At 71.5% G+C, this 23,025-nt stretch carries 14 protein-coding genes; 9 read left to right on the forward strand and 5 right to left on the reverse strand.

The window, feature by feature from the left end; translation table 11 throughout:
* Positions 1-13 precede the first annotated feature (13 nt).
* Together G4D86_RS08710 and G4D86_RS08715 are read left to right on the forward strand one after the other, a co-directional pair.
* The gene (locus G4D86_RS08710; protein WP_240360166.1) at positions 14-1,732 is read left to right on the forward strand and encodes a GH3 family acyl-acid amido synthetase; all 1,719 of its coding nucleotides are present in this window, start codon (positions 14-16) and stop codon (positions 1,730-1,732) included.
* Complete coding sequence (locus G4D86_RS08715) at positions 1,729-2,916, forward strand: aromatic ring-hydroxylating oxygenase subunit alpha (protein ID WP_163991498.1); 1,188 nt, start codon at positions 1,729-1,731, stop codon at positions 2,914-2,916. Before G4D86_RS08710 ends, G4D86_RS08715 begins: the two co-directional genes overlap by 4 nt.
* Positions 2,917-2,922: 6 nt before the next feature.
* Here the strand turns inward: G4D86_RS08715 and G4D86_RS08720 are convergent, their stop codons facing one another.
* Both G4D86_RS08720 and G4D86_RS08725 read right to left on the reverse strand, forming a co-directional pair.
* A complete protein-coding gene (locus tag G4D86_RS08720; protein WP_163991500.1) occupies positions 2,923-4,350 on the reverse strand; it encodes an ATP-binding protein in 1,428 nt (475 codons plus the stop codon).
* Between the two features lie 132 nt (positions 4,351-4,482).
* Positions 4,483-4,914: an ATP-dependent DNA helicase gene (locus G4D86_RS08725; RefSeq protein WP_163991502.1), complete on the reverse strand. Its 432-nt coding sequence runs from the start codon at positions 4,912-4,914 to the stop codon at positions 4,483-4,485.
* 358 nt (positions 4,915-5,272) lie between these two features.
* Here G4D86_RS08725 and G4D86_RS08730 point away from each other — a divergent pair, with 358 nt between their 5' ends.
* Positions 5,273-7,504, forward strand: a complete 2,232-nt coding sequence (locus tag G4D86_RS08730; protein ID WP_420821852.1) for a M4 family metallopeptidase — start codon at positions 5,273-5,275, stop codon at positions 7,502-7,504.
* A gap of 63 nt (positions 7,505-7,567) precedes the next feature.
* On the opposite strand, the gene G4D86_RS08735 is transcribed toward G4D86_RS08730, so the two are convergent.
* A complete protein-coding gene (locus G4D86_RS08735; protein WP_163991506.1) occupies positions 7,568-13,333 on the reverse strand; it encodes an AAA family ATPase in 5,766 nt (1,921 codons plus the stop codon).
* Positions 13,334-13,521: 188 nt separating this feature from the next.
* On the opposite strand from G4D86_RS08735, the gene G4D86_RS08740 reads away from it, so the two are divergent.
* Positions 13,522-13,833, forward strand: coding sequence for an ArsR/SmtB family transcription factor (locus G4D86_RS08740; RefSeq protein ID WP_163991508.1), 312 nt, complete (start codon positions 13,522-13,524; stop codon positions 13,831-13,833).
* The gene (locus G4D86_RS08745) at positions 13,830-14,300 is read left to right on the forward strand and encodes an SRPBCC family protein (RefSeq protein ID WP_163991510.1); all 471 of its coding nucleotides are present in this window, start codon (positions 13,830-13,832) and stop codon (positions 14,298-14,300) included. Before G4D86_RS08740 ends, G4D86_RS08745 begins: the two co-directional genes overlap by 4 nt.
* A 39-nt stretch (positions 14,301-14,339) precedes the next feature.
* Here the strand turns inward: G4D86_RS08745 and G4D86_RS08750 are convergent, their stop codons facing one another.
* Positions 14,340-15,380 (reverse strand): gamma carbonic anhydrase family protein, encoded by a 1,041-nt coding sequence (locus G4D86_RS08750; RefSeq protein ID WP_240360126.1) that lies wholly within the window; start codon positions 15,378-15,380, stop codon positions 14,340-14,342.
* 346 nt (positions 15,381-15,726) lie between these two features.
* On the opposite strand from G4D86_RS08750, the gene G4D86_RS08755 reads away from it, so the two are divergent.
* From G4D86_RS08755 to G4D86_RS08770, 4 genes are all read left to right on the forward strand, one after another.
* Entirely contained in the window at positions 15,727-17,184 is a 1,458-nt protein-coding gene (locus tag G4D86_RS08755; RefSeq protein WP_163991514.1) for an MATE family efflux transporter, read from the forward strand.
* A 6-nt stretch (positions 17,185-17,190) separates the two neighbouring features.
* A complete protein-coding gene (locus G4D86_RS08760; RefSeq protein ID WP_163991516.1) occupies positions 17,191-18,462 on the forward strand; it encodes a hypothetical protein in 1,272 nt (423 codons plus the stop codon).
* A gap of 152 nt (positions 18,463-18,614) precedes the next feature.
* A complete protein-coding gene (locus G4D86_RS08765; protein WP_163991518.1) occupies positions 18,615-20,474 on the forward strand; it encodes a hypothetical protein in 1,860 nt (619 codons plus the stop codon).
* Positions 20,475-20,517: 43 nt separating this feature from the next.
* Positions 20,518-21,843 carry a metal-dependent hydrolase family protein gene (locus G4D86_RS08770; protein ID WP_163991521.1) on the forward strand — a complete coding sequence of 442 codons (1,326 nt, stop codon included), beginning with the start codon at positions 20,518-20,520 and terminating at the stop codon, positions 21,841-21,843.
* 7 nt (positions 21,844-21,850) lie between these two features.
* Here the strand turns inward: G4D86_RS08770 and G4D86_RS08775 are convergent, their stop codons facing one another.
* Positions 21,851-22,963, reverse strand: a complete 1,113-nt coding sequence (locus tag G4D86_RS08775; protein WP_163991523.1) for a GNAT family N-acetyltransferase — start codon at positions 22,961-22,963, stop codon at positions 21,851-21,853.
* Between the last annotated feature and the right edge of the window lie 62 nt (positions 22,964-23,025).

A 23,025-nucleotide genomic window follows, 5' to 3' on the forward strand; every position in this document is an offset into this window, starting at 1 on the left:
GGCGCGCGACGTGATGGCCTCTTCTGTGTTGCTCGGAGGGCTGCGTGCCGCGCTTGCGCCCTCGGCGCTGCGCTTCCACCGGGCCTTGCGTGAGCCCGAGGCGGCGCAGGCGGAGTGTCTGGCCCGGGTGCTGCGAGCCGTCTCGGGAAGCCAGCAGGCCGCGCGCATCCCGGGCTTCGAGCGGGTGCGCACCGCGCGGGACTTCCAGGACGCGGTGCCGATGGTGACGCCCGACGGCGTCGCACCGGACGTGGAGCGCATCGCCTCCGGTGAGGCTCGCGTGCTCACCCGTGAGCCGGTGACGCGCTTCGAGCCCTCGGGCGGTTCCTCCGGTGCGAGCAAGCTCGTGCCGGTGACGCAGGGCCTGCTGGACGAGTTCCAGCGCGCGCTGTCTCCCATGCTGTTCGAGCTGCTCCACCACAGGCCCGTGCTCCGCACCGGACCGAGCTACTGGTCCATCTCTCCCATGGGTCGCAAGCAGGGCAGGACCTCGGGGGGCCTCCCGGTGGGAAGCGTGGAGGACAGCGCCTACTTCTCCCGCGCGCTGCGACCGCTGCTCTCGCGGGTGTTCGCGGTGCCGGGAGCCGTGGGCGCGCTGCCCGACGTGGAGCGCTGCCGGTACGTGACGCTGTGGCACCTCGTCGCGCGTGAGGACCTGGTCCTCATCAGCGTGTGGAACCCGAGCTTCCTCACGCTGCTCATGGATGCACTGGAGCAACACGGGGAGCGGCTGGCGGAGGACCTGGAACGGGGCACCTGCCGCCCACCGGAGCGTGAGGCTGGTGCGGTCATCACGCCGAGCCCGTCTCACGCCTCCTCGCTGGAGATGACGGACGACGCGGCGGTCCGCTCGGTCCTCGCCCGCATGCACTTTCCTCCGCGCCCCGAGCGCGCCGCCGCGCTCCGCTCCGCCCTGCGGCACGGCCTCCAGGCCCGCGCGCTGTGGCCGCGTCTTTCCCTGCTCAGCATGTGGACGGACGCGCAGGCCGCGCACGCGGTGCCCGCCGCGTGCCGCCGCTTCACCGGCGTGGAGGTGCAGGGCAAGGGACTGCTGGCCACGGAGGGCGTTGTCACCGTGCCCCTCTTTGATGCGCCCGCGCCCGTGCTCGCCGTCCGCAGTCACTTCTTCGAGTTCGTCGATGCCGAGCATCCCGACGCCCGCCCGCGCCTCGCGCACGAGCTGGAGCGGGGCCGCACGTACACGGTGCTCCTCTCCACCTCTGGCGGGCTGCTGCGCTACCGGCTGGGAGACCTCGTGCGCGTGGAGGGCTTCCGGCACGCCACGCCCTGCCTGCGCTTCCTCGGCCGCGCGGACGCCGTCTGCGACCTCGTGGGGGAGAAGCTCGCCGCGACGCGCGTCGCCGCCGTGCTGGACGCCACGCTCCCGTGCTTCTTCGGCGGTGAACGCCCCGCCTTCGCCATGCTCGCCCCCGAGTGGCACCCGGCGCCGGAGCCTCCCGCCTACCGGCTCTTCCTGGAGACGGGCGCTCCCGACGCGCGCCTCGCCGAAGCCGCGGCCGCCGTGGAGCGCGCGCTTCACGAGGGCCACCACTACCGCTACGCGCGTGAGCTGGGGCAGCTCGGCCCGGTGCGCGCCGTGCGCGTCTCGGAAGGGGCCCGCCGCTATGAGGCCCGCTGCATCGCGCTCGGCCAGCGCGCCGGTGACATCAAGCCCATGGACCTGCACCGCCAGCCCGGCTGGTCCGCCCACTTCACAGGAGCCGCCGCATGAGACAGCCCCACCACCTGCAACCCGTGGAGGCTCCTCGCACGCCCAACGTGGAGCTCGACGCGGAGGCCGACCTCGCCCGCTGCGGCGCGCTGAAGGACTACTGGTACGTGGCCTGTCTCTCCACTGAGCTGAAGATGGGCACGCCGCTCGCACGCACCCTCTTCGGCACGGGCGTGGTCCTCTTCCGCGACGCGCACGGCCGGCCCGCCGCCCTGCGGGACAGGTGCCTGCACCGCAACGCACGGCTGTCGCGCGGGGCCGTGTTCAACGGGCGCCTGGGCTGCCCGTACCACGGCTGGGTCTATGACGCGTCCGGCGCGGTGGTGGAGGTGCCCTCGCTCGGGCCCTCGCAGCGGAGTGAGTTGATGGACGCGGACGCCTGCGCGCGCGAGGGACTCCAGTCCGAGCCCTGCAAGCTGGGCCAGCTCCAGCGCTTCCCGACGGTGGAGCAGGACGGGCTCGTCTTCGTCTTCATGGGAGGCCCCGACGCCTCGCGCGCCCGGGCCGAGCCCTTCCGCGTCCCCTACTGGGGACAGCCCGGGTGGACTGTCTACTTCATGGTGACGCGCTTCCCGAACGGGGTGACGAACCTCGTCGAGAACTTCATGGACGTGCCGCACACGCTCTTCGTCCACCCGGGCTGGTTCCGGAAGCCGGCGAGCAGACGCGTCCCCGCCACGGTGCGGCGCACGGCGGGCAGCGTGCTGGTGACGTACAAGCAGGAGCAGGACACCGTCACCGGGCTCGGCCGCCTCTTCAACCCGAGCGGCCTGCCGCTGCTCCACACGGACAAGTACTACGTCCCCAACGTCACCCGCGTGGACTACCTGTGGGGCGACCACGGCTTCGTCATCAACTCGCAGTGCACGCCCATCGGCGCCACGGACAGCCTCGTCTACACGGCCATCAGCTACCGGCTCCCGGTGGACCTGCCGGGGGCGCTGGTGGGACGCGCGCTGATGCCGCTGGTGCGCTGGTACACGCGGCAGGTCATCCAGCAGGACGTCGTCATCATGGGCATCCAGCGCGAGGCGCTGCTCGACGGGCCCGGTGGCGGCGTCTACTCCGGCACCGAGGCGGACCTGCACCACGCCGACATCGAGGCGTATCGCCGCTGGCTGCGCGAGGGCGGCCACGGCGCCGGCCCCGAGGAGGCCGAGCGCGACATGGTCTTCTGGATATGAGCGGCGCTACCCGCGTCGGGAGGGAAGCTTGAGGGTGAAGGTGGCTCCGTGTCCCGGCTCGCTCTGGACCTGGAGGCTCCCGCCGTGGGCTTCCACGAGCCGTCGAGCCATCCAGAGGCCCAGCCCCAGGCCGCCGAAGTGGTGCGACGGCGCGGCGCGCTCGAAGCGGCGGAAGATGCGGTCCTGGTGCTCGGCGGGAATCCCGATGCCGTGGTCCTTCACGACGAGCCGCGCGCGCTCCGCGCTTCCTTCGACGCGCACCTCCACGGGCCGGCCCCGGCCGTACTTGAGCGCGTTGTCGAACAGGTTGAAGAACACCTGCTCCAGGCGCTGCCGGTCCCACCGCCCGAGCACGGGCGCCTCGGCCACCACGTCGACGTGGCACTCCGCGCGGGCCACCGCGTCGCTGGAGCTCGCGACCGCGTCGCGGACGAGCCGTGACAGGTCGACCTCCTCCGCTTCGAGCTGGAGCTGCCCGTCGCTGATGCGGGACACGTCGAGCAGTCCCTCCACCAGCAGGCCGAGCCGCTCGGCATGCCGCGTGGCCCGCGTCAGTCGCTCGCGGAGGTGCTCTTCCCGGGGCTCGTCTCCATGGGGCGCGGACATCCGCGAGAGCACCTGGAGCTGGAGCTGGAGCGCCGTCAGCGGTGTCCGCAGCTCGTGGCTGGCCGCCCAGAGGAACGTGTCGCGGCTGCTCAGCGCTTCCAGGAGCCGCTGCTCGACCTGCTTCCGGTGCGCGACTTCGTTCTCCAGGGCGAGGGCGCGTTGCTGGAGGAGCGTGACTTCACGCAGGCGGCAGTCGGGGTCCTCCATCGTGGCGTAGCTCTCGGTGGGGACGACGTGGGTGTGCGCCCGGCAGATGTCGCGGAACGACGGAGCGTGGGCCTCCTCGCCGAAGCCGCCGAGGGCGTAGGTGCACAACAGGGAGAACGGGTACCGCGCCGCGAGGTCGTTCCACAGCTCCTCGAGCGCCACGGCCGCTTCACCCAGGCCGTCATGCCAGAGGAGGTCCACCATCTCTCCGTAGGCGCGGACCCGGCTTCCCTTGCCCACGGCCAGGACCTTCGCGAGCGTCCCGCCGATGATGTCCTGGAAGCGCTCCGCGTCAGGCCTGCCCTCCACCATGAACAGGGACAGTGTCTCCCGGGCGTCGAGCAGGGTGAGCTGGCCGCCGCCACACGCGGCCTCGACGTCCACGCCCGTCGCCACGAGTCGCTCGGTGATGCCCCGCCGGTGCGAGTCCGTCGCGATGACGACGAGCGGCTCTCCCGCCGCGAGGCCTTCACCCAGGTAGTGGGCGAGGACCTCCATGAGGAAGGCCTCGTCCTCGTAGAACTGGACGATGTGGCTGTCGTTCGCGGGGTGGCGCAGCAGCTCCTTCCCGAGGTGGTACGGCGAGCCGTCGTGTGGAGGAGCGGCAGTGGGAAGCGGCATGACAGTCACCATGGACGGCAGGACGGCCATTATCCCTTCCGGGGAGCATGGGTGACCATGCACCCCGGGCCGGGCCGGCGACTGTGTGCTCCAGCCAACCGTGCGAGTGGGCGCTGGACGTCTTTCCGCCGCTCACCCGCGCCGCGAGTCGTAGGCCGGGCGCCGGTTGTGCTCCCGCTCCCAGCGCTCGCGCTCCAGCCGCGCCAGCCGCTCGCGCTCCTTGCGCTCCCGCTCGATGCGGGCGAGCCGCTCGCGCTCCGCCCGCTCCCGCTCGATACGGGCCACCCGCTCGCGCTCCCGCTCCGCCCGCTCGCGCTCGATGCGGGCCATCCGCTCACGCTCCAGTCGCTCCTTGCGCTCGCGCTCGATGCGGGCCACCCGCTCCCGCTCCAGCCGCTCGCGCTCGATGCGGGCCTGCCGCTCGCGCTCGGCGCGGTTGTTCTCCACCCGCCCGTACGGCTCTCCGACGCGGATGCTGGAGGCACCGTGCACGCTCTCGGCAAGCACCGGACTCCCGACGGACATCGCGAGGACCACGAGCACTCGAATCATCTTCCCGTTCATGACGGCCTCCAGTCGCGGCGGGTTGCGCCGCGTTCTGTCCCTTCTGACGGGAGCCCCCGGGGACGATTCTTCCGCCGACCATTTCGGTTCATTACGCGCCGCACCCACCCCGCCACACCCAATCCCTTTCACGGGAAATCCTGGGGGCTTCAGGCCACACATGAATTGGAGCATTCTTGCTCCACGGGGAAATTAACGTAAATAACGCTTACGAAATGAGGGCCCCACCCCTCGGAAAAGTGCGCTCCGCAGGTAACAAAACACTCTGAAACAGAAATCACGCACTAGGGGTTTGAAATTCACATTCCAGGTGTGTCACGAATAGCGGGCCTTTCTCCCTGGAGGTATTTCGTTGGCTATTCGAGTCTTGAAGAAGTTTGGAGCGGCATGGCTGGGTCTGGCTCTCACTGCTTGCGGCGCGGTGGACACCGCGGCGGGTGACGAGGCCCAGCCGGAGAAGGGGGGGGAGGACATCCAGGCTTCGCTGGGTGCCCTCAACAACGCCGGCGTCGTCGGCGTGCACGAGGACGGCATCCCGTCCACCGTCCGCGGTGAGCTCGGCAAGGTGGAGCGCTCGCTGACGGCCATGGGCATCGGCCAGGCCGCCATCGCGGCCGCCCCGACGCTGGGTGTCGTGGCGCCTGTGTTCCGCCTGAGCCCCGAGGACATGTACCTGCGCAGCGCGCGCACGGACGACCTGGGCAACCAGCACCTGCGCTACTCGCAGACCAAGAACGGCCTCCCGGTGGTCAACGGCGAGCTGCTCGTCCACGTTCGCCCCAACGGCACCGTGTACCTCGCCAACGGCTCCGCCCGTGACGGCGTGGCGCTGCCCGCGAAGGCCACCGTGGCCGCCGCCGCCGCCGCGCAGGCCGCCGTGAAGGCCACTGCCGGCACCGGCATCGGCGCCTCCGGCGCCCCGCGCCTGGTGTACGTGCGCGACGATGCCGAGAAGCTGCACCTCGCCTGGGAAGTCCGCGTGTCCGGCGCCGAGCTGAACGGCATGCCGATTGTCGACCTGGTCTATGTGGACGCCCGCAACGGCGAGATTGCCGCGCGCTTCCCGCAGATCCACTCGGCGCTCAACCGCAAGGTGTACTCGGCCAACAACGGCACGACCACCCCGGGTACCCTGAAGCGCAGCGAGGGTGGGGCCGCCATCGGCGACTCGCATGTCGACATGAACTACGACATGCTCGGCTACACGTACAACTGCTACAAGTCGCTGTTCAACCGCGACTCCATCAACAACGCGGGCGCGACGCTCATCAGCACCGTGCACTACAGCACCAACTACGTGAACGCCTACTGGGACGGCACGCAGATGGTGTACGGCGATGGCGACGGCGTGAACTCCATCGAGCTGGGCAAGGACGCGGACGTCACCGTCCACGAGCTGACCCACGCCGTGACGGAGAACGAGTCCAACCTCACCTACTCCGGTCAGTCCGGTGGCCTGAACGAGGCCATGTCCGACACCTTCTCCGCCATCTGCGAGAGCCAGGCCTCGGGCACCTGGAGCACCGCCGCCGCCATCTGGATGATTGGCGAGGACGTGTGGACCCCGGGCACCGCGAACGACGCGCTCCGCTACATGGATGACCCGGCCAAGGACGGCGCGTCCAAGGACTGGGCGGCCAACGTGACGTCGGGCACCGACGTGCACTACAGCTCCGGCGTGCCCAACCTGGCCTTCGCGCTGCTCTCCAAGGGTGGTCTGCACCCGCGCGGCCGCTCCACCATCAACGTGCCGGCCATCGGCGTCGAGAAGGCCGCTCGCATCTGGTACAAGGCCAACACCGACCTGTACACGGCCTCCACCACCTTCGCGAACGCGAAGACCTGGACCATCCAGGCCGCCGCGGACCTGGGCTACGACGCGGCCACGCAGGACGCCGTGAAGGCCGCGTGGGAAGCGGTGGGCGTGGGCGTCACCACTCCTCCCCCGACCACCACCCCGCTGACCAACAACGTCGCGGTGACGGGCATCGGCGACAGCGCGGGCAACAACAAGTTCTACACCCTGGTCGTCCCCACGGGCGCCACCACCCTGAAGTTCACCACCTCCGGTGGCACGGGTGACGTGGACCTGTACGTGAAGTTCGGCGCCGCGCCGGACTCCGCCACGTACGACTGCCGTCCGTACGCCAGCGGCAACGCCGAGACCTGCACCATCACCAACATCCAGGCGGGCACCTACTACGTGATGCTCAACGCGTACTCGACCTACTCGGGCGTGACGCTGCTGGGTGCTTACACCACGGGTACGCCTCCGACGGGCAACGTGCTGACGCGCGGCGTCCCGAAGACGGGCCTGTCCGGCGCCTCCGGCTCCGTGTCGGCCAACTACACCCTGGCCGTGCCGGCCAGCACCGCCGCCACCATCTCCATCTCCGGTGGCACGGGCGACGCGGACCTGTACGTGCGCTGGAACGCCGCGCCGACGACGACCACGTACGACTGCCGTCCGTACTCGTCCGGCAACAACGAGTCGTGCAGCCTGGCGGCGAAGACCACGGCGGGCACGTACTACGTGAACCTCCGCGGCTACACGGCCTACTCGGGCGTGTCGCTGCTGGGCAACTACTAGTCCCAAGCGCTGAATGAAGCACCGGCACCCGGGCGGCCTTCAGGCCTCCCGGGTGCTGTCGTTTCAGGGGACGGGCATGGCCGCCGCCGGGAGCTCGGATTCCTCCTGGGGAGGCCCGGCGCATGGCAGCTCCACGGTGAAGGCGGTGCCGGCGTCGACGGTGCTCTCCACTCGGATGCTCCCGCCGAGCGCGGTGAGGATTTCACGCACCAGGTGCAGGCCCAGTCCCAGGCCGCCGTAGGCGCGCACGGACACGGCGCGCTCGAAGCGGTCGAAGATGTGCGGCAGCCGGTCCGGTGCGATGCCGATGCCGTGGTCCCTCACGCGCAGCCACGCGGTGCCATGCTCCACCCCGGCCTCGACGAGGATGGGCTTGCCGGCGCCGAACTTGATGGCGTTGGAGAGCAGGTTGAGCAGCACCTGCCCCAGGCGCATGGCATCCCAGTGCCCCGAGATGGGGCCCTCCAGGCGCAGCTCCAGCGCGCAGCCCGCCCGCTCCAGCGGTTCGCGCAGACGCGCGGCCACGCCGTGGATGACGTCCCGCAGGTCCACCTGCTCCAGGTTCAAATCCAACCGGCCGGCGTGCAGGCGCGAGACGTCGAGCAATTCCTCGATGAGCGTGGCCAGCCGGAGTGACTGGCCATCCACCGTGCGCAGGGCGCGCAGCGCGGTCTCCGGCAGGCCCTCGGGCGCGTGGCGCAGCAGCGACTGCACCATCAGCCGCAGCGACGTGAGGGGCGTGTTGAGCTCGTGCGAGGCGACGCTGAGGAACTCGTCGCGCAGCCGGATGGCGTCCTGGGACGCGCGGTACAGGCGCGCGTTGTCGATGCAGACGGCGACGCGACGGGCCAGCTCCTGCGCCAGGTCCAGGTCCGCTTCGCCGTAGCGGCGGCCGGCCGCGCCCGTGGCGAGGGTGATGACCCCCAGCGTCTTGCCCCGTGAGGTCAGCGGCACGTGCATGGCCGTGCGCGTGCCCAGCGACAGGATGCCCTTCACGTACTCCGGCCCCTGCCCCGCCTCCGCCAGCACCTCGGCGGTGAGCTCGGCGCGCAGCAGGGGACGGCCCGTCCGCAGGACGCCCATGATGGAGGCCGGCGAGTTCCAGTCGGGCGGGTACTTCGCCAGCAGCTCGCGCATGCCGACCTCCTTCTCGGGGTCCGCATGCGCGGAGGCGGCCACCCGCAGGCGCTCGTCGTCCTCGGCGACGATGAACATGCACCAGTCCGCGAGGAAGGGGACGACCATGCGGGTGGCCTTCGCCAGCGTCAGCTCCAAGTCCAACGACTCGGCCAGCGCCAGCCCCGACTCCGCCAGGAAGCGCACGGTGGCCTCCGCCTTGCGGCGCTCCCGCACCTCCACGTTGAGCCGCTCGAAGAGCTGGCTGTTCTCCAGGGAGATGGCCAGCTGCGAGGACAGCGCCCGCAGCACGCCCACGCGCTCGGAGGGGAAGGCGTGCGTGGCCAGGTCGTTCTCCAGGTAGAGCACGCCCACCGTTCGCGCCTGCCGTTGGATGGGCACGGCCAGGGCGGACTTCACGGCGCGCTGGACGACGCTCGGGTCGGCGACGAAGCGGCCCTGGTGTGCCGCGTCCCCCAGCACGAGCGTCTCTCCCGTCAGCCACGCGTGCTCCACCAGCGTGGCGGGGACGGTGCTCGCGGAGACCAGCGGCGTGTGCTCCAGGCTGACGGGCTCCGACACGGTGCCCTGCGCGCGCACCACCAGGGTGCCCGCCTCCTCCAGCACCAGCGCGCCCCGTGTCGCACCCGCGGACTCCAGGCACACCGCCATCAGCTTCTCCAGCAGCCTGTCCAACACCACCTCGCCCACCAGCGTCGCGGAGGCCTTGAGCAGGCTGCGCAGGTCCAGCGCCGCGCCCTGCGGCCCCTCGTTCTCCGACGGGACGGCGGGCCCGCTCCAGGCCCTGCCGCCCAGGGACTTCAAGTCAGGGAACTCCTCCTCCAGCAGCGACACCTTGGCCCACGCGCCCCAGCGGGCGAAGGCCTCCAGGGCGGCGCGCAGGTGGAGCGCCGCGAAGCGCTTGCGGCCCAGCGCGTGGTAGTAGCGCCCCGCCAGCTCGTTCCCCAGGGCCTCGTCCTGGAGGACACCCTCGGTGTGGGCCCCGTCGATGGCGGCGTCGTAGAGGGCCATCGCCTCCACGTGCCGCCCCTCGAGCCGGGCCACCTCGGCGGCCACGAGCTGGTGCTTGTGGCGGAAGTTCTCCGGGCAGGCCTCCGCCCACGCGCCGAGCTGGCGCTGGTTGTCGGCGATACGCGCCAGGGCTTGTGGCCGCGTCTCCGACAGGGCTTCCGCCCGGCCTTCTGAAGCCTCGTCGCACCGGGCCACCAGCAGCAGCGACGTCACGACGTTGTACTCGGGGATGCGGTGCGAGCCCTGCACGTGCACCGCGTGGCGGCCCGCCAACTCGGCCATGGCGCGGGCCTCCTCGAAGTCGCCCAGCAGGTACGCGACGAGCAGGCGCAGCATGGCGTGGAAGCCGCGGTTGAGGGGCGCCAGGTCCTTCCTGGCGAGGAAGGACGCCTCGTCGAAGTCCTCGTCATCGAAGCGGGCCGGCTGGCGGGTGTGGCCCTGGAGGGCGCGGATGGTCTGGCGCAAGAGGGTGCCGGTGTCCTGCATGGGCAGCTCGCCGCACTTGCGGAAGAAGGACATGCACGTCTCGACGGAGGCGAGCACGCGGGGCAGCTCGACGCCCAGGGTCAGCTCGGCGGACGCGCCGCTGATGAGCGCGTAGCCCGCGAAGTGCAGATCTCCTCCCGCCAGCCCCACCGCGAAGGCGCGGCGCACCAGGGGGAGGTTGGTGCGCAGCGGCCTCCTCCAGTAGTTGAGTTGCAGGAGCGAGATGAGCGCCCGGCACTCCTGGCGGGGGTCTCCCTGCCGCCGGCCCAGCTCCGCCGCCATGGTCGCGAAGGCATGGCCGGACACGATGTCGCCCCCGCGCATGGTCATCATCAGCCCGTGGCCCCCGTACACCACTGGCGCCCACGGGGAGTTGCCGTGCTCCAGCGTGAGGTTGAGGGCGCGCGTGTTGACGAGGCCGAACAGCTCCGGGTGGATGTAGAAGGCGGCGTTGTCCAGCTCCGCCAGCAGCCGCACGCAGGCCAGCAGCTCCGGGTCCTCCATGCGCGGGGCCTCCAGCAGCTCCTCCACCGTGCGGCCCCGCATGTTGACGGCCACCTGGGCCAGCTCCGCCGTGAGCGCCTGGGTGTAGTCGCGCTCCGGCAGCTCCATGCCGAACAGTCGCAGTCCCTCGAGCCCCCACCGGAGCGCCTCGTCGAAGCGGGCGTTGATGGCATTGGCGAGCACGAGGAGGCAGTGCAGGTTCGCCTTCTCCAGCCGCGAGGGCGCATGCTCCAGCGCGGTGCGCATCAGCTCCCCGGCGAGCACGATGTCTCCCGAGAAGTAGGCGCACTCCGCCGCCTCCCTGTGCAGGCGGAAGACCTGCTCCTGGCGCGAGCCCCACTGCTCCCGGGGCAGCAGCTCGATGCCGCGCAGCAGGTACACCAGCGCCGCGCCGAACGCCGACGTCCCCTTGGCCTTGAGGCCCGCGCGGAAGTTGAGCTCCGCCAGCTCCATCCCCTCCACCGTCCCGCCCGGCCGCGCCAGGCCCAGGTGGAAGTGGTCCGCCGCCGCGAAGAGCCGCTCGTCGAGCAGGTCCCCGCGGATTTCGCGCAGCAGCAGGCGCCCGGCCTCGTGGTGCAGGCGCCGACGCTCGTCCTCGGAGAGCAGGGAGTACGCCGCCTGGCGGACCCGGTCATGCGCGAAGACGTACGTCGCCTCCCGCGCCTGGACGCGCGCGAGCCTGCCGTCCCGCTCCGGCACGAGCAGCCCCTCGCGCAACAGGCACCACAGCGCCGAGGCCGCGTCGCCCTCGCAGTCCCCCATCAGCGCGGACAACAGCCGCAGCTGCACCCGGTCTCCCAGGCAGGCGGCGACCTCCAGCGCGCGCTGGGCCCGCTCCGGCAGCCGGCGGATGGTGGCCATCATCAGCTCCACCACGTTCTCCGTCACCTGCACCCGCTCCAGCCGGTCCAGGTCCCACCGCCACTCGCCGCGGTCCAGGTCGAAGGCCAGCAGGCCGGACTGGTGGAGCAACCGCATCAGCCGGGTGAGGAAGAGCGGGTTGCCGGCCGTCTTGCGCAGCAGGCAGTCCGCGAGCGGGCGCGCGCGCGCGGGGCCGCAGCGGAAGGTGTCGGCGCACAGCGCGGTGACGGCGGGCAAATCCAACGGGGCCAGCTCGAGCGTCCGGAAGGACATCGCCTCTTCCTCGCGCAGGGACGCGAGCAGCCGGGACAGCGGGTGGCCCTCGTCCACCTCGCGCGGCCGGTACGCGCCCACCACCAGGACGTGGCACGAGTCCGGGTCCATGGCCAGGTGGTGGAGGAGCTGGAGCGAGCCGGGGTCCGCCCACTGCAGGTCCTCCAGGAAGAGCACGAGCACGTGCTCGGCGGACGCGAGCGCCTGGACGAAGGATTGGAAGACGAGCTGCAGCCGCGCCGCGGCCTCCACCGGCTCCAGCGTGAGGGGCGTGGGCTGGGGGCCCAGCAGCGCTTCCAGCTCCGGGATGATGTCGCTGATGACGTGGCTGTTGGGGCCCAGCGCGGAGAGCAGCCGGCGCCGCCAGCCCTCGCGCACCTCCGGGGGCTGCTCCTCCAGCCGGTGCATCAGGCCCTGGAAGGCCTCCACGAAGGCCGGGTAGGGCACGTTGCCCTGGATGGTGGCGAACTTGCCGCTGAGCACATGGTCTCCCGGCGCGGCGCGGCGGCCCAGCTCCCGGATGAGCTCCGACTTGCCGATGCCCGCCTCGCCCGCGAGCAGCACGCCCTCGCTGCGGCCATGGCGCACGCGCTCCAGCGCCTCGCGCAGCCGCGCCAGCTCGCGCTCACGGCCGTACAGGCGCCGGGGGAAGGTGAGCTGCCGGGCCAGGTCCACGCGGCCCAGCTCGAACGAGCCCACGGGCCCCGAGGCCTGCCGGCGCCGCGTCTCCAGCAGGTCCGCGAGCAGCGCCTCGGCGCTCTGGTAGCGCTCCTCCGGCATCTTCGCGAGCAGCTTCAGCACCAGGTCCGAGAGGATTTTCGGGACGGCGGGGTTGGCGAACGCGGGCGGCACGGGCGGCTTCGCCAGGTGGGCGTGCACCAGCTCGGCCGGGTCCATGGACACGAAGGGCGGCAGCCCGGTGAGCAGCTCGTAGAAGGTGGCGCCCAGCGAGTAGAGGTCCGCGCGGTGGTCGATGGGGCGGTTCATCCGCCCGGTCTGCTCGGGCGCGACGTAGGGCAGGGCCCACTGCAATTCGTCCGGCATCTCGTGGCTGGGGGGCAGGCCGGCCACGCGCGTGGCGAGGTCGAAGTCGATGACGGTGACATGCCGGCTGCCTGCGCCCACCACCATGTTGGTGGGGTTGAGGTCGCGGTGGATGACGTGCTGCTGGTGCAGGCTGGCGATGATGCCGGCGAGCTGGAGGGCCAGTTCCAGGAAGGCATCCATGGCCACCGGCCGGCGCCCCAGCCACTCCTGGAGGTTCTGCGGGCCGGCATCCTCCAGGACGAGGGACGGCATGCTCGCCGCGTCCTCCTCCAGCGTCACCGGGCGCGAGACGCCGGGCACTTCTCCGTTGAGGGAGCGCAGCAGCGAGTACTCGTGGCGCAGCATGGCCATGCTGCCGGTGGCGAGCGGACCGGCGCGTACCCGCTTGACGACCAGGGGCTCGCCGTCCTGCCTGGTGCCGCGCAGCACCACGTAGCGGCGCCCCCGGTGGATTTCCCGCAACCCCTCGTCACCGAGCGCCTGGAGCATCGCGCGACTCTCCACCTCCATTCATTCTCCTCCTTGAGGATTTGGATGGCGGAGCGCCGGAGCACTCCCGGGAGCCGTTGCCTGAGCGCCCGCCAGTGCTGTCGCAGGTGTCGTTGCCAGCAGGGCGCTGGCTTCCCGCCTTCCCCTCATGGGCGGGCATGCCCCGCTTGACGTCTGCTCGCTTGGTAAGCTATTACTTACGGTAAGTCATGACTAACGCAACGGACGGCTTCGCCGCGCTGGCGGACGACACGCGCCGGGACATCTTCGAGCGGTTGGCGAAGCGCCCGCTGTCGGTGGGGGAGCTGGCGGAGAAGCTGCCGGTGTCGCGGCCGGCGGTGTCGCAGCACCTCAAGATTTTGAAGGCCGCGGGGCTGGTGGTGGACCACGCGGAGGGGACGCGGCGCGTCTACCGCGTGGACCCGCGCGGCGTGGAGGCCATGCGCGGCTATCTCGACAGGTTCTGGGACAGGGCACTCGCCGCCTTCAAGGAGGCGGTGGAAGAGGAGAAGGACTCGTGAGCGGAAAGAGCGTGGAGCCGGTTCGCAAGCACGTCGTCGTCGAGGCACCCCAGGAGCGGGCGTTCCGGGTGTTCACGGAGAACATCGACCGCTGGTGGCCTCGGGAGCACCACATCGGCAAGACGACGATGAAGACGGCCGTGCTGGAGCCGAAGGAGAATGGCCGCTGGTACGAGGTGTGCGAGGACGGCTCGCAGTGTGACTGGGGCAAGGTGCTGGCCTGGGAGCCGCCCCGGCGCGTGGTGCTCGCGTGGCAGCTTTCCGCGCAGTGGCAGTACGACGCGTCGCTCATCACCGAGGTGGAAGTCACCTTCACCCCCGAGGGCCCGCGCCGCACGCGGGTGGACCTGGAGCACCGCAACCTCGAGCGCTTCGGCGACGCCGCGGAGGCGGTGCGCAACTCGGTGGGCGGGACGGGCGGCTGGATGCAGCTGCTGGAGCTCTACGCGAAGGCCGCGCAGGGCTGAAAGCACCGCACCGGGACGGGGCAGTGAGCGCGCGGGGGGCTACCCCACGCGCCGCAGTCCCGCCAGGTCCTCCGGCCGCAGGGCCCAGCGCGGCGGGGGCGGCGGCGTGGAGAGGGTGCCCGTCTGCACCGCCGGGAAGCCCTCCACCCGCGCGCCGTCCGGGAAGCTGGAGGCCGGCTTCACCAGGCTGCCCGCGCTCACGATGCAGCCCCGGCCCAGGCGGCTGCCGTCGCAGAGGATGGCGCCCGGCTCCACCACGGTGCCCGCGCCCACGTGGCAGCCGTGCACCGTGCAGCCCGGGCCGATGATGACGCCGTCCTCCAGCACCAGTCCGCTGTCCTGTGGCAGGTGCAACACGGTATTGGAAAGTACCTGGACGCCCGCGCCCAGGCGCACCGGCCCCCCGGCGTCGCCGACAATCTTCACCCCGGACCCGATGATGCAGCCGGGGCCGATGACCACGTCTCCGGACACCTCGGCGGTGGAGAAGAGGGTGGCCGTCGGATGGACGAGCGGGTGCTTGTCCCGAAACGTGTAGAGCTGTCCCATGGGGGCATCCTCGGCGCGGTCTCTCGCGGAAAAGACGGTGAGTGGCTGGCCCGGCAGAGAGAGGCTGCCGCCACGCAGCCGCCGCAGTCGCTCCAGGTCTTCGGCGGTGGCACGGCGGAGGACCTGGCCGGGGCGGCCCTCCACCACTGACTCGTCCGGCACCACCATGCCGGAGGGAATGACGGTGCCTTCGCCCACCAGGCAGCGCGCGCCCACGCGGGCGAAGGGCATGAGGATGGCGCCGCTGCCCACCTCGGACAGGGCCCCCACCTCCGCGCCCAGCACGACGCTCCGGTGGCCCAGCACCGCCCGCTCGCCCACGATGACGGGGTGCTCGGACGTGCCGGTGACGGTGGCGTTCTCCAGCACGGCCGCGCCTGCCCCCAGCCGCACCGCGCCCCCGTGGGAGCGGATGACCGCGCCCTGGGCGATGACGGCGCCAGGGCCCAGGTGCAGCGTCCCGAGGACCCGGGCGCTGCTGGACAGACTGAAGTGTGCGGCCCCCCCGGTGGGACCCCCGCTCGGACTCACGGGTGGCAGGCTGATTCCCATTGTGCAGGCACCCTACACCCGGCCCTCCGACTTAAAGACGGCCCCGCGGCGCAGGGTGGTTGTCCAGCGCTCGACGCTGTCTCGGACTCAACCGTCCTCGCGCACAGAGTCACCGTCCAGTGGCCACGGAGTTTTTGTCAGGGCCCTTGTGGTTTCCCCTTAAAGCAGCAGGCAGGCCACGCAGCGCCCGCCCGGCCACGGGGTGGATCAGCGGCCGGGCCTCACCCGGGGTCCGGGCCGCACGCGCCGGGTCAGGCGAGGGCGGCAGTCCCGTCCCTGGACGCGGTCGCACCTTCCTGACACAAGGGCGGCTCGGAGGCATGCAATGTCGGATACATCTCCCGCCGGTGTGGAGCCGTCGCCGGTGGTCGAGGCCGGAGGTCTGCCCGAGGCGGCGACCCCCGGACTGTGGACGTCCTTGAAGGAGGCCGTTCACGGGACGCGGCAGGACCTCACCCGGCTGCCGATACGGCGGGCCATCTTCCTGCTCTCCGTGCCCATGGTGCTGGAGATGGTGATGGAGTCCGTCTTCGCCGTGGTGGACGTCTTCTTCGTCGGCCGCCTGGGGGCGGACGCCGTGGCGACGGTGGGGCTGACGGAGTCGCTGCTCACCATCATCTACGCGGCGGCCATGGGGTTGAGCATCGGCGCCACGGCCCTGGTGTCCCGGCGCATCGGTGAAGGAGACCCGGAGCGCGCCGCACGCACCGCGGTGCAGGCCATCGGCCTGGGCGTGGCGCTCGCAATCCCAATCGCAGTGGCGGGCGTCGCCTTCGCGCGGCCGCTGATGGCGCTGATGGGCGGCTCGCCGTGGGTGCTGGAGCACGGCGTGCGCTACACGCAGGTGATGCTGGGCGGCATGGGCAGCGTGCTGCTGCTCTTCCTCATCAACGCCATCTTCAGAGGCGCCGGGGACGCGGCCATCTCCATGCGCGTGCTGTGGCTGGCCAACGCCATCAACATCGTCCTCGCCCCCATGCTCATCTTCGGCGTGGGGCCCTTCCCGGAGCTGGGCGTCATGGGCGCGGCGGTGGCCACGACGTTCGGCCGCAGCTGCGGCGTGGCGTACCAGCTCTACCGGCTGGCGCGCGGGGACGGGCGGCTGAAGCTGCGGCGCGAGCACCTGAAGCTGGAGCCGGGGACGATGCTGGCCATGCTGAAGATGTCTGGCGCGGGCACCGCGCAGGCGCTGGTGAACACCACCAGCTGGGTGGTGCTGGCGCGCATCGTCGCGACGTTCGGCAGCGCGGCGGTGGCGGGCTACACCATCGCCCTGCGCATCGTCCTCTTCGCGCTCCTGCCCTCGTGGGGCTTGAGCAACGCGGCCACCACGTTGGTGGGACAGAGCCTGGGCGCTCGCAAGCCGGAGCGCGGTGAGCAGGCGGTGTGGACGGCGGCCCGTATCAACGCCATCTTCCTGGGCACGGTGGGGCTGGTGTTCTTCGTCACCGCCGAGCCGCTGGTGGCGGCCTTCGCCCGCGAGCCGGAGGTCGTCTTCCACGCGTCCCACGCGCTGCGCATCATCAGCGGCGGCTTCCTCTTCTACGCGTTCGGCATGGTGCTGTCGCAGGCCTTCAACGGCGCGGGGGACACCACCACGCCCACCGTCCTCAACATCTGCTGCTTCTGGTTGCTGGAGGTGCCGCTGGCCTGGGTGCTCGCCGGGCCGGTGGGGATGGGGCCCTCGGGCGTCTTCCTGTCCATCGCCGTCGCCTTCTCCGTGCTGGCGGTGGCGGCGGTCATCCTCTTCCGGCGCGGCACCTGGAAGCACCGCGAGGTCTGAAGCCCCATGCCCCTCCGCCTCCTCCCGAGCCTCCTCGCGTGCGGGCTCGTCCTGGCCGCGTGTGGTTCCACCGTGGAGCCGCCGGACGACGCCGAGGTCTGCGCCGGCATCCAGTGCACCGCGGGCGAGTGCTTCTCCAACGCGGGGCAGCCCACGTGCCGCTGCGGCGCGTGGGAGGCCGCCGCCGGAGTGACGTGCGAGGTCGGCGCCTTCGAGACGGCGGATGACCTCGGGGGCTCGCCCGCGAGCGCCACGGTGCTGACGCTCCCCATGGCCGCGCGGACCGCCGCGCTCCAGAAAGGTCAGCGCACGGAGCTGAGGGACAGGGACCTCTTCGCCTTCACCTCCCAGGCGGGCCACGCGTACACCTTCCGCTGCGGGCGGGTGACGCTGAGCGATTGCAAGCTGCGACTGCTGGACGCCTCGGGCCAGGCGGCACCGCTCGCCTTGAGCGTGGTGACGGAAGACAAGCGGGTGTGGCTGGGTACGGCCCTGCTGAGGACGGCGGACACCTGGTACATCGAGGTGAGCAGCGACACGTTCGAGGGGACGTACACGTACCAGTTGCTGGACCTGGGCGCGGACGACCATGGCGACAGCCGGGAGCAGGCCACGACGCTCCAGGCCTCCCGCGAGCCCCTCCCCTTCCCGGTGATGCACAGCACGCCGGAGGACCGGGACGTCTTCACCTTCCGCGCCGTCGCGGGGCGGGGCTACCGCTTCAGCTGCGAGCAGGCGAACACCATCTACCAGGAGCTGCGGCTGACGACGGCCAGCAGGCGGGTGCTGGAGGTCCTCCCGCAGTACGCGGTGGGCCGGGCCGCCGTCGGCGCCCTGGCGACGGAGACGGAGGACTGGTTCGTGGAGCTTCGCGTCTCGTCCGGCGTGTTCCCCGTGACGTCTTCCTGCCGGCTCGACGACCTGGGCCCGGACGAGCACGCGGATGGAATGGAAGGAGCCACGCCGCTGGTGCCGGGGACTCCGGTGTCCGTCACCCTCCAGTCGAGGGCCGACACGGACGTGCTCTCCTTCACCGGCGAGGCCGGCCACAGCTACACGCTGAAGTCGGAGGGGGCCGGAGCGGTGGAGTGCGAGGCGGCGGTGACCGACGCCGCCGGAGTGCCGCTGGCCCTGGGGACCTCCAACTCGCTGAGCTTCGAGCCGATGGTGCGGGGGACGTACTACCTCTTCCTGGCGCGGGGCTCCGCCTGGCTGCCCCCCTTCCTCCTCACGGTGGTGGACCGGGGGCTGAGGGGCTTCACGCCGCCCGAGCAGTGAGCGCAGGCCATCACTCCGGACGCCACTGCCACCCGGCCGACGGGCGGCGTGTGCGCTGGGGAACACGCAGCGCGGCCGCGCGAGGGCGGTGCGTTGGCGGGGCGCGGAGCCATCCATAGCTCCAGTGCGCGCCGTCAACCCGAGGTCCGCACTTGCTTCGCTCATCGCTCCGCGGGGGAGTCGCTCCCCTGTTCATCACCGTCCTCCTCGCCCTCGCCGGCTGTGGCCCCACGTTCGAGACGGCGGAAGACGACGCGACTGCCTGTGAGGGCGTGCGGTGCACGGCGGGCACGTGCTTCTCCAACGCGGGCCAGCCCAGTTGCCGCTGCGGCACCTGGGAGGAGTCCGCCGGGCTGCTGTGCCAGGTCGCCGCCTTCGTGACGCCGGACGACCATGGGGGCTCGCCCGGAGAGGCCACCCCGCTGGAGTTGGGCCGACCGCACGAGGGCCGCATCAACGCCAGCACGCGCGGCCAGTCGGACCGGGACCTCTTCTCCTTCACCGCGAAGGCCGGTCACACCTACTTCTTCTTCTGCGGGTTGCAGTCGGACTCGCTGCCCCGCTGCCTGCCGCGGCTGCTGGACGGCTCCGGCCGGCAGGTGAGCAGCTTCGTCCTCGACCGCGAGCGGAGCTCCTGGGTCTTCACGGGACTGGAGGAGGGCACCTGGTACGTCGAGGTGTCCGGCGACGGCGGCGTGACGGGCACGTACACGTACCAGTTCGTGGACATGGGGCTGGATGACTTTGGCGACCAGCCGGCGGCGGCCTCGGGAAGAGAGCCGTCCGACGCGCCCTTCAAGGTGACGAGCACGTTCCTGGGGGACGAGGACGTCGTCCGCTTCCAGGCCGTGGCGGGCCACGCCTACCGCTTCGGCTGCGAGCTGCCGACGCTGGAGTCCGGCGTGGTGCTGCGCCTGCTGGATGGCTCGGGCCGGGTGGTGGACTCCGCCGAGGGGCTCGGGGTGCGCAACCAGGCCCGGCTGGACATGAAGGCCGTCACGTCCGGGACGTGGTTCATCCAGGTGAGCCCGACGCTGGGCGAGCCGCCGCTGACCTTCGATTGCCGGCTGACGGACCTGGGGCTGGATGACCATGGGGACACGCCGGCCACCGCCACGCGGCTGACGGCCGGAGTGCCCGTCTCCGTGCGGATGCACTCGAGCAAGGACGTGGACGAGTTCGTCTTCACGGCGGAGCTGGGCCACGTCTATGCGCTGCGGCAGCAGCCCTCGCTGCCCGTGGACGTCCAGCTCTTCGACAGCGCCGGGGGGCGGCTGGGTGCGGTGGCCGTCAACGCATTCCTCCCGATTCCCGGCGGCGGGGCGGGCGCGTATCACCTCAAGCTCACGCCTTCTCGGAGCAGCACCTCGGACGCGCCCTTCCAGCTCGTGCTGGAGGACCTGGGCCCGGACGACCACCCCACCTACGTCGCGGAGGCGGCCCTCTCGCCGCTGGGCGTTCCCATCTCCGTGCGCGCCCACTCCAGCTCGGACCTCGACACCCTTGTCTTCGAGACCGACCCGGACGGCGTCTACGTGGTGAGCTGCGAGCCCGAGTGCCGGATGAGCATCAACGCCCATGGCTCGCGGAGCAGCTCGGCGCCGGAGCGCGTGAGCTCCAAGCACGTCAACGTCAATGGCGTCCCGTCGCTCAGCCTCACCGTGCTGTCGACCTCCTTCATGGAGGCCCACACGCTGAAGGTGGAGAAGGTGGGCACCGATGACCTTCCGGGCATATCGAGCCAGGCCGCTCCGCTGGCGCTGCCCGCGTCGGGGAACTTCGAGGCGGAGAACGACCTGGACGTCTTCACCGTCACGCTGGAGGGGGAGCGGACGTACAGGGTGGAGACGTCACCGTCCGCGCGCGTCTCCTTGTTGCTACCCGGCGGACTGGAGTGGGCGCCGTTGGGTGGCCGGGTGACCGTGTCCCAGTCGGGCACGTACGTGATGCAGCTCTCGCTGGAGGAAGGCGGCTACCCGGGGGCCTGGAGCCTGTCGCTGACGCCGGAGTGAGGCGGCTTGACTCGGACGGGCCGGGCGGAGGGCAATGCGTCCCATGCGACGCTCGTTCTTCCTGGCCTCCCTCGTCCTGTCCTTCGCCGCTTCCGCGGCGGAGGCTCCTCCGAAGTCCTACGTCCTCAAGGCCGCGCGCCTGTTCGACGCGAAGGCGGGGAAGCTCGTCACGCCGGGCGTGGTGGTGGTGCAGGACGGGAAGGTGACGGCGGTGGGGGCGGGCGCGAACGTTCCCGCCGGAGCGCGCGTGGTGGAGCTGGGTGACGCCACGCTGCTGCCGGGCTTCATGGACGCGCACACGCACCTGACGGGCGAGCCGGGCCCGGACTGGCGCCAGGACGTCATCGACGACCTGCAGCGCACCATCCCCGAGCAGACGCTGGAGTCGCTGCCGAAGGTGCGCGCGACGCTGATGGCGGGCTTCACCACGGTGCGCAACCTGGGGGCGCCGGACTTCATCGACGTGGGACTGCGCAACTCCATCCGCCGGGGCACGGTGGTGGGGCCGCGCATCATCGCCGCCACGGTGGGACTGGGCAGCACGGGCGGGCACTGCGACGGGGGCAACTCCTTCCGCAAGGGAATGCTCGCGGAGGAGTCCACGCGCGGCGTGGCCAATGGCCCGGAGGCGCTGCGCGCCCTGGTGCGGGAGAACCTCAAGTTCGGCGCGGACCTCATCAAGGTGTGCGCCACGGGCGGGGTGCTGAGCCTGAACTCGGACGTGGACTCGCCGCAGCTCACCCAGGCGGAGCTGGATGCCATCGTCGACGAGGCGCACGCGCGCAAGCGCAAGGTGGCCGCGCACGCACACGGAGCGGAAGGGGCGAAGCGGGCCATCCGCGCGGGCGTGGACTCCATCGAGCACGGCTCGCTGCTGGATGACGAGGCGCTGGATTTGATGAAGAAGAAGGGCACCTGGTACGTGCCCACGGCCATGGCCTTCCAGGGCGTGCGCGAGCGCGCGGACAAGGGAATGCTGCCGGAGGAGAACATCCGCAAGGTGCGCGCGGTGGACGAGGCGCGGAAGCAGGCGCTGCGCAAGGCGATTGCGAAGGGCGTGCGGATTGCCTTCGGCACGGACGCGGGCGTCTTCGCGCACGGGCGCAACGCGGGCGAGTTCGCGCTGATGGTGGAGGCGGGCCTGCCGCCCGTGGAGGCGCTGCGCGCGGCCACCGTCAACGCGGCGGAGCTGTTGGGCGTGTCCTCGACGCTGGGCACGCTGGAGCCGGGGAAGCTGGCGGACGTGGTGGCGGTGCCGGGCAACCCTCTCCAGGACATCCGCAAGACGGAGGCCGTCTTCTTCGTGATGAAGGAGGGCGTCGTCTACCGGAACGACACGGAGGCCCAGGCGCCGAGCGCGGCACGGTAGGCCGCGACTACGGGAGGCAGATTTCGAAGCCGGTGCGCCCGGGCGGGAAGGTGTCGCGCGGGCGCGAGGCGGGTGTGACGGCGTAGAGGTGGAAGTCGAGCCGACGCTGGAGGAAGCCCTTCAGCGCCGGGGCCAGTGCGTCGTCCTCGCCCTGGTAGAGGGTGAAGAAGTGGAAGCCCTGGCCGTGGAAGTCCGCGTACACCTGCTCCAGCAGGGCGCGGAAGATGGCGGGGTCCTCGCCGCGCACGCTCGTGTTGCAGAGGTAGAAGTAGCGGAAGTCGCCGCCCGGCGCGGGCAGGCGCGGCGCCCGCACCACGGACGCCATGGCATTCCACCCGAGCCGCACCCAGCGCATGCCGCCCCGGTACGCGAGGACGCGGTAGCGCTTCACGGCCTGTGGGTTCCACGCGGAGGTGCAGCCCACCAGCCGCCCGCCCGCGTCGAACGCGAGATACGAATCCTCCACGCGCAGCCCCGGCCAGCGGGCGAAGCGGTGCTCCAGTTCGCCGGTGTCGAAGCGGTAGCCGAAGGGGCGCGTGCGGTGGTCCGCGTCGAGGAGCGCGGCCATGGCGGGCACGTCCGCGGCCGTGGCGCGGCGCACGGTGAAGACGCTGGGACGGGGCCGGCGGCGGAGGAGGAACTGGATGGAGACGGCGGAGAAGCGGCGGAGCAGGGCGTAGTGGGGCTGGGCCTCGCGTCCGGGCTTGCGACGCACCAGGGCCTGGAGGGCGGTGGCGTTGGAGGCCATGACGGCGGTGAGGAAGGTGTCCACGCCCAGGCGCTCGGCGGTCTCCTCCAGCACGGGGCCGAAGTGGCGGGCGAGGCCGCGGGCCCGGCGCGCGGCGAAGCGGGTGCGCAGGTCTCCGAGGTAGCCCACGCGGCACGGGCGGCCGTCCAGCCAGCCGTCGCGCACGTGGATGGCGCCCATGCCGTCGAGCCGGTACTCCTCTTCGCCGTGGTGGACCCAGACCTCGGCGTCCCCGCGCTGCATGTCGAAGAGGGCGAAGTAGTCCGGGGAGCGCTGGGTGGAGAGGACCAGCTCGCCCTGCATCGGCACCGCGCCGAACAGGTCGAGCAGCGTCGGGTTGTCGTCACGGGTGGCGCGTCGGAGGAGGCTCATGCGGCGGCGTGGAGCCTACCCGGTGCGGGCCGCGCGTTGGCGCCTGGCACGGCGCCGTGCTC

The sequence above is a fragment of the Pyxidicoccus caerfyrddinensis genome, assembly GCF_010894405.1.
Classification (GTDB): Bacteria; Myxococcota; Myxococcia; order Myxococcales; family Myxococcaceae; genus Myxococcus; species Myxococcus caerfyrddinensis.